7 protein-coding genes are annotated in these 6,353 nt (G+C 55.2%); 2 read left to right on the plus strand and 5 right to left on the minus strand.

The window, feature by feature from the left end:
* Positions 1-346: 346 nt before the first annotated feature.
* The 3 genes from moaA to ATW55_RS09630 all read right to left on the minus strand — a co-directional run bounded on the left by moaA (position 347) and on the right by ATW55_RS09630 (position 3,461).
* The gene (moaA, locus tag ATW55_RS09620) at positions 347-1,351 is read right to left on the minus strand and encodes a GTP 3',8-cyclase MoaA (protein ID WP_067716411.1); all 1,005 of its coding nucleotides are present in this window, start codon (positions 1,349-1,351) and stop codon (positions 347-349) included.
* Between the two features lie 82 nt (positions 1,352-1,433).
* Positions 1,434-2,408 (minus strand): NPCBM/NEW2 domain-containing protein, encoded by a 975-nt coding sequence (locus ATW55_RS09625; RefSeq protein WP_067716415.1) that lies wholly within the window; start codon positions 2,406-2,408, stop codon positions 1,434-1,436.
* Between the two features lie 69 nt (positions 2,409-2,477).
* Positions 2,478-3,461, minus strand: coding sequence for an NPCBM/NEW2 domain-containing protein (locus ATW55_RS09630; protein ID WP_067716420.1), 984 nt, complete (start codon positions 3,459-3,461; stop codon positions 2,478-2,480).
* 196 nt (positions 3,462-3,657) lie between these two features.
* Between ATW55_RS09630 and ATW55_RS09635 the strand changes: the two genes are divergently transcribed.
* Positions 3,658-3,855, plus strand: a complete 198-nt coding sequence (locus ATW55_RS09635; RefSeq protein WP_067563365.1) for a cold shock domain-containing protein — start codon at positions 3,658-3,660, stop codon at positions 3,853-3,855.
* A 142-nt stretch (positions 3,856-3,997) separates the two neighbouring features.
* Positions 3,998-5,656: a transglutaminase domain-containing protein gene (locus tag ATW55_RS09640; RefSeq protein ID WP_067716425.1), complete on the plus strand. Its 1,659-nt coding sequence runs from the start codon at positions 3,998-4,000 to the stop codon at positions 5,654-5,656.
* An 81-nt stretch (positions 5,657-5,737) separates the two neighbouring features.
* Here the strand turns inward: ATW55_RS09640 and ATW55_RS09645 are convergent, their stop codons facing one another.
* On the minus strand, positions 5,738-6,070 hold the full coding sequence (locus tag ATW55_RS09645; protein WP_067716429.1) for a type II toxin-antitoxin system PemK/MazF family toxin: 333 nt from the start codon (positions 6,068-6,070) through the stop codon (positions 5,738-5,740).
* A complete protein-coding gene (locus ATW55_RS16335) occupies positions 6,060-6,227 on the minus strand; it encodes a hypothetical protein (protein WP_160327217.1) in 168 nt (55 codons plus the stop codon). The genes ATW55_RS09645 and ATW55_RS16335 overlap by 11 nt, the downstream gene beginning before the upstream one ends.
* Positions 6,228-6,353 lie beyond the last annotated feature (126 nt).

Raw genomic sequence — 6,353 nt, forward strand, 5'->3', positions numbered from 1 at the left:
ATCGCCGAGAAAAAGAAAACCACCCGCAAAGGGTGGTGGGGAGGTCTTACCGAAAATCATACTCGTGGGTGCAATAAAGATCATCCTGACAAATCAGGTGATCCGCACACCGCGCAGTCATGACGCGAAGATATAGGTATGAATTCATAAAAATTGCTATAAAATTGCGCGTAGAGCGTCATGGGGGACATGCGTTCTAGGGGGGACTAGAAAACGATGCCCTACGCGCAGCAACACAATTCAATTGCTTATTCTCTATTGCTCATAATTCTACAAGATACGACACGGTGTGACAAGCCTTTTTCAAGTATTTTTAAAGGAAAATCGGATGCGAGCAGGCCACACGTCAGCCGCCGATCTGCGACATCGCGCGCCACGTCGGCGTGAGCCCATTTTCAAGCAGTTCCCCCGCGCGCGCCATCTCGTGTTTCTCCGGCTTCAGCTTCAGCGCCCGATAAAAAAGCTCCTTGAGCTTCTCCGGATCGTGCGCACAGTCCCGCACCGACACCTCGTCTTCCCAATAGAGACACGGTTTGAGCTTCCCATCCGCCGTAAGACGCAGACGATTGCACGTCGCGCAAAAGTGATCGCTCACCGGGTGGATCAAACCGATCTGGCCCGCAAACCCAGGCACGCGGAAATACTCCGCAGGCCCGTTGCCACGCACCTGATCCCCCGCCTCAAGCGAAAGCCCCGCCGCTTTTGCCTCCTCAAACACCTGCGTCAGCGGAACATAGCGCGCGCGCCACTGCTCTGCATCCTGCCCGATCGGCATGTACTCGATAAACCGCACAATCAGCGGCCACTCTTTCGTCAGGCGGATAAAATCGACGATCTCCGTCTCATTAAATCCTTTGACAAGCACCACGTTCAACTTAATCGGCGAGAACCCCGCCTCGACCGCCGCCTCAAGCCCCCGCCACACGCGCACATAATCTCCGTGCCGCGTGATCGCCTGAAACGCTTCCGGTTTCATCGAGTCAAGACTCAAGTTGAGCCGCGAAATCCCCGCGCGCTTGAGCGCATGCGCCTGTTCGCGCAGCGTCATGCCATTGGTCGTCAGCGCGATATCTTCAATTCCCGGAATCGCCGCCAACCGCTCGACCAGTTCCACCAAGTTCTTGCGAACCGTCGGTTCGCCGCCCGTAATGCGCAGTTTGCGAATGCCAAGCGCAGCGCCAGCTTTTACAACACCGACAATCTCGTCATCCGTCATGATCGCTGACTCATCAAGAAACTGCATGCCTTCAGCAGGCATGCAGTAGACACAGCGAAGATTGCAGCGATCCGTGACCGAAATGCGCAGATAATCGTGAACCCGTTCAAACCGATCGACGAGCGCCACTTTTATTCCCCTCTCTCACAACCTATCGATTCCCCTATTGTACACCTGAAGGTAACCCACGGGAAGGGAGAGAGAAACACCACAAACGTTATTGCAGCGCCGCGTTCATCAAATCGACAACAAGGATCGGATCTGTCTTTGAGCCATCCGGATTGACCGCAGGCGGCGTATACGTCGAGCCCATCATGTGAATGTTGCCGTTTGGCCCTTTGACCTCATACTGAATCTCAAGCGTCTGAACGCCGGAGACGGGCACCGAAAACGAGATCGGCTCCGTCCCGCCTTGCGCCCAACCCGTTTGCCCGATCGTTTTGCCGTCTCCCAAAAACACCAGTTGCACCGCGCCGCCGTAATTCTTCGAGAGGTCATCAATCGCCAGCGTGCCACTAAACGTCGTGTACTTTCCGTTGAGCGCATAGTCGACCCCCGGAACCTGCGCAGGTGTACCCGGAACGACGCCCCACTCCATCGTGTAGATCCCAGGATAAAGCTGCCCCAGCACCGTCGCGTTCCAATAGCCAGACAGTTGTCCTTTCGGATACAGGTTCGTATTCGCAAAGTCCCCATACAAGTGTGTCGGCTGCATCGACAAGACAAGCGGCGTCGAGCCCGTCGGAAATGCGGGAGGCGTCGATTGCTTGATGTCTACATTGCCTGCGCTGTCAATCGTCGGCAAAAGTCCCGTCACCGACGTGTACGCCGTCGAGGACGCAGGCACATCGAGGAACGTCGACCCATCCGTAATCCCTGAAGGCAGCGCTTGTCCATTGTAGTAAACCGAGACAGGATGCACCGTGCTCGATGGCGTCACCTTGACCGTCGCCGGATTGTTGATCCACTGGACGTTCGCGCCAAGCGCATGCCCCACCGTGCTGATTGGAACGTACACATTCTTGTTATAGATAAACGGTTCCGCACTCGTTGGCACCGGTTTTCCGTTGACCTGGATCGAAATGTTCGCATAGGACGCTTCAATGTGTCGAAACGTCGCGCTGGCATAGGCAGTTCCCCCAGCCAACAAGAGGCTTGTTACCGCCCCGAGCACAAACGGGCGTGGATTCATAGCGTTTAAGTCCCCTCTCGTTTCATATCATCAGGCGAAAGCCGTCTGGCCAAATCGGATAGCGTTACATCAGTGCACCCGCACATCCGCAAAATCAATATCGGTTACCATGCCGGACGGCAGCGTCTGACCCGCTTGATAGACCGTACCCGCAGAACCGTTACTCTTTAGCGCCTCCACACCAAATGACACGTTGACAAGCTTCATACCCGTCAAATCGACCGAGACAGGCGTCGCCGCCTGGCCGCGTTTCATCCACGGCGATTGATACAGTGTCTTCATGGTTCCGTTGCCCGTGTCTCCCGAGATCGTGAGTTGCACCGCCTCATGGCCATCCGACGCGTCATCAAGCCCAAACATTCCCGTCATCGACGTGAAGTTCCCATTCATCGCATACGTGACGCCAGGCACTTCTGACGGGCCGCTTGACGCCGTTCCCCAGACGAGCGTATCAAGGTTGTTGTAGGTCTGACCCGCGATCTGCGGCGCGCCCTGACTCCAGCCGTAGATCGGGCCAATTCCGCCATTGAACGAGCGCGCATAGTCGCCCACATCGTGCACATCGTAAAATGCGCTCAGCGGAAGTCCCGCCGCCGGCCCTTTTCCGATATAGACCGTGTTTGTCCGCGTGTCATTGTAAAAAGGTAGGTTTGCGACTGCCGCCAGCGCGTACGCCGCAAGATCCTGCTGTTGATTGTAAGTGACGGTATGCGTTCCGCTATAAACGGGTAAACCATAATACGTGAGCATGCCCGTCTGAACCTGCGGCACGAACGGAGCGCCGACTTCCACACTTTTTTTGGGCCCGTTCCACGTTGCCGTCGCGTGAAGTCCAATCGCAATCGTGCTGATCGGAACGTATACATTCTTGTTGTAAATAAAAGGTTGCGCGCTGGTGTGAATCACTCGCCCACCGACATTGATGCCAATGTTCGCGTATTCCGCGAGAATCGAGCGAACACCCGTGCTCGCAAACGTGACACCGCCAAACAGCGCGACACCCGCGAGAAGTCCGGTCGTGTATCCGAGCGCGTTTTTCGTCAACTTTCGCATGATAGAGAACTCCTTTGCATCATACTGTCCAGCATCCTTATACCTAACCTATCATAGGATAGTAGAAGGATGTTGAAGGATCAATGGAAATTTATTGGTTTCACTAATTGACAGTATCTTGCCAAAATGATATTGTTTGTGAGAGACTACATCTAAATAAGTACGTAGGTTGTACTTTCCGTAGGGGGATTTCTTAGTGCAAGGTGTCGTTAAATGGTTCAATAGCGAAAAAGGCTACGGTTTTATCCGTGTCGATGGCGGAAACGACGTTTTCGTTCATTACACCGCGATCAGCGGCGACGGATACCGCACGCTCGAAGAAGGACAACAAGTCGAATTCGACATTGTTGAAGGACAGCGCGGTCCCCAGGCAGCAAACGTAAACAAGCTTTAATAAACTACTTCATACGAATTAAAATGTACACCCCGTCTTCGGACGGGCTTTTTGTTGTTCCGACCATAAACTGACAGTAAAAACCCCGCCCGCCGCGTGCTAAGATCAAGCTATAGAAACACCCGAAAAAGGAGGGGCAGCCATGACAGCCGCGTGTGCTCGGACACCCAGAAAAAAACACACACTCCTCACCTCGATCGCCACACTCGGCATCGCTCTTGGAAGTCCTGTCAGTGCGTTTGCACAGACGATGCCTGCGGCACGCACGCATGCGGTCGCGCGAACGATGACCCGCGCACGCATGGCCACACGGCAGCCTCCACACACGCCTGCGACGATGCGAAAAACGCCCGTCGCTGCGCGACCTATGACGCTTACCAAGGGGGCGTTCGTACAGTGGGCGATGCACACCTTTACCCCCCGCGCCACAAAGACGGTGCGCCCGTTTCACTTCTCGGATGTGCCGCGCACGCTCGCGCCGCTTGTAACCCAGGCGATCGAGACGCACCTTGTGACGCCTGACCGCGCACAACACTTCGGGTTTGATGACAATGTGACACAGCAGACGGCGGTGACCGGGCTGATCCGGATGCTCGGCGTATCGACAAAAGGGCTTACGCCGCTGACATTCGCCAAGCGTTCGGGATGGATCACGGCGAGCGCTTCGACCTATGCGACACAGGCAGAACTTCCATTCCTCGCCGCGCGCGTTCGGCAGACGATCGCACAGCAGAAAAGGGTGGCTTACGTCCCCAAGAAAACCACAAAGCCGACCCCTTACGTGACACCGTATACGCTGCCCGGCACGCCGGCAAGCGGCGAGCTTGCCTTTTCGATTGCCCCGACAACGGCTGCACTCCTAGCGAACAAATCACTGCGCCAGGCGACCATCGCCGCGCCCGCAAAAGGGGTGCATCCGCTTGTCGATCTCACGAGCGTTTTCTACAATCCCGCGCTGCCGCAAGTCTATGCGGCGGGACACCTTGCCGCAAACAGCGCGCCAAGGACCTCCGTGTGGATAGAGATCAACGAGTCAGGTGACGCGACAGGCCAATCCGCGCAGTGGATCTACGACGTTCCTGTCACGGCAAACGGAAGCTTCAGCGTTTTGCTGCACGTCCCGTTTCCCGCCGACACGTACCAAGTGCAGGCTGCACCGCCGCTAATTACAAACCAGACATCGCTCACCTACACGTTTGACACAGCGCACCAGTCGGTCACGGCTCCGTTCACGTTCACCTACAGCGGTCAGGACAGCGATCAACAGCTCGGCATGCTCGCCTCCGCGTGGGCGAACTGGCTCGATCCATCCGTTCAGGCGTTGGCAAAACAGATCACGGCAAGCGCCGCGACACCACTTGCGAAGGCGCAAGCGGTCTACACGTGGGAGATGAACCATATCGGCTACAACGGGCCGCTACTCAAAAATGGCGGCTATGGCTGGAGCACGACAGAAGAAACGCTCGCGACACGCTCAGGCATCTGCGTAGACTACGCGAACGTCGCAGACGCCATGCTGCGCGCGCTTGGCATCCCGACAGAGATGGTCGTCGGCTATGCAAACGACGCGGCGACACCGCAGGTTGACAACGGCAACACAGGACACGCCTGGAATCGCTCGTGGATCAATGGCGCGTGGGTTTATTTCGACCCGACTTGGTCCCGCGAGTACATCCTGACGTCCGCTGGCGAGCAGTATCCCGGCCCCGGCGATCTCTTTCTCACACAGCCGCAGTGGTTCAACCCGCCGGCGAGCCTGCTGAACAGCACACACCAGATGCTCGGCATTCAGGATCAGTGATCGCCGCACTGCGCGGCGGTCTCACTTCAGCGTAACGGGTTAAACGGCAAATGAATGAAGGCTGAAATTTCCAGTCTTGCGTCAATACAACGCTTTTCTAAAACACTCCAGAACACCGACAAGATCGCGCTCAGTCATCCTCCCCAACTTGCGAGTGATGTTGGCGTCTTCAAGACCAAACACTTTGCTTACACGAACCACTGACGGGAACAAAAGAGAAGCTTGCCGCCAATCATTCACCTCGATATCCCACGAGTCACGTACTTCGTGCGACGTTATCATTAAACCAATATACTCACCGCGATCACGGTGCAAAGGTTCACTGGATACGATGAGAACAGGTCTTTTCTTCCTGCTGGTCAAGTCAGCAAATGGAAAAACGGTCAGGACGATTTCTCCCGCCTTATAGGTCATTGTAGGCATCGTCCTTTGCATAATCCCAGTCACGCAGTGAATATTGAAGAACCTGACGGTAAAAATCCTCTGCCTCAAGCTTCTCAATCATTTCCCGCTTTTCTTCGTCAGACAGTCTCTTGAATTCCTCCACAAGTCGATTGACAGTCGCGCTCATAGAATCTCCCCTTTAGAACACGAAATATATACGTTCATTATATAGTATTGACCCGTTCTTTCAAACTTACTCAAATCTACGCATAGGTAGCTTTGACGTTGAATTCCTGCTTCGTCGAGGTCGCCT

The sequence above is a fragment of the Ferroacidibacillus organovorans genome, from assembly GCF_001516615.1.
In the GTDB taxonomy this organism is placed as follows: domain Bacteria; phylum Bacillota; class Bacilli; order Alicyclobacillales; family SLC66; genus Ferroacidibacillus; species Ferroacidibacillus ferrooxidans_B.